The organism is Devosia psychrophila (assembly GCF_000971275.1).
Classification (GTDB): domain Bacteria; phylum Pseudomonadota; class Alphaproteobacteria; order Rhizobiales; family Devosiaceae; genus Devosia; species Devosia psychrophila.
Window position 1 is genome coordinate 1 of the sequence record NZ_LAPV01000115.1, and the last position, 592, is coordinate 592.

A 592-nucleotide genomic window follows, 5' to 3' on the forward strand; every position below is an offset into this window, starting at 1 on the left:
AAAAAAAGCATGATCGCGGATGGGGACGAGCCAGAATGAGATATCCCGCATCCGAAAAGCTCGAGATCATCAGAATGGTCGAGCAGTCGCACCTGCCAACCCGTAAAACGCTGGACCGGCGTGGGAATCCCACGCCGGTCCTTTTATCGCTGGTATGACCGTTATCTCGGTGGTGGGCCCGAGGCATTGGAGGACCGGTCCTGCGCGCCCAGCCGGGTGTGGAACAGAACCCCGGCCAATATCCATAACCAGATCATGTGGCAGACCGACTTTACTTGACTTCAAGATCATCGGCTGGGGTTGGATGTACCTGTCCACCGTGCTCGACGATTACTCGCGCTACATCATCGCCTGGAAGCTGTGCAGCACCATGCGGGCCCAGGATGTGACCGACACACTGGACTTGGCCCTCACAGCCTCAGGCTGCGATCAGGCCCATGTGCATCACAAACCCCGCCTGCTCAGCGACAACGGCCCGAGCTACATCGCCGGTGAACTGGCCGATTATATCGAGGCCAAAGCCATGAGCCATGTTCGGGGCGCTCCAATGCATCCCCAGACCCAGGGCAAGATCGAGCGCTGGCACCAGACC

General features: G+C 59.1%; 1 pseudogene. It reads left to right on the forward strand.

From position 1 onward, the window contains the following. Positions 1-592, forward strand: a pseudogene (locus tag WH91_RS23405) (DDE-type integrase/transposase/recombinase); the annotation flags it as partial.